General features: G+C 42.4%; 1 protein-coding gene. It reads left to right on the top strand.

Features of this window, described 5'->3' with window-relative positions; translation table 11 throughout:
- Positions 1-71 precede the first annotated feature (71 nt).
- The coding region (locus ETC07_RS16260) for a hypothetical protein (protein ID WP_205742575.1) at positions 72-255 on the top strand (184 nt) is incomplete at its 3' end.

The following is a 255-nucleotide window of genomic DNA, read 5'->3' as shown; positions in this document are numbered from 1 at the left end:
AAGCTGGTAATTATTATTTTCAGCTAGAAACAAGGCTCAATACCCTACCAATTATTGGGAGCATCTCTGCTATGACCTATTACTCGCAACTTGCTAAAGTCACGGTTAAGGATAAGCCAGTTGCTGCTAGCGGTATTTCCATTACGACTCCGAGTGTGGTGTTTGAAAAAGCGACTTATTCGGCGAAGGCCGTGACAACACCACGTGATGCGACGGGTAAAATTACTTGGAACAGTTCTTTAAAGGGAATTAATT

Source organism: Halomonas borealis, assembly GCF_004798905.1.
Classification (GTDB): domain Bacteria; phylum Pseudomonadota; class Gammaproteobacteria; order Pseudomonadales; family Halomonadaceae; genus Halomonas; species Halomonas borealis.
This window is presented reverse-complemented; position numbering and strand designations above follow the sequence as displayed.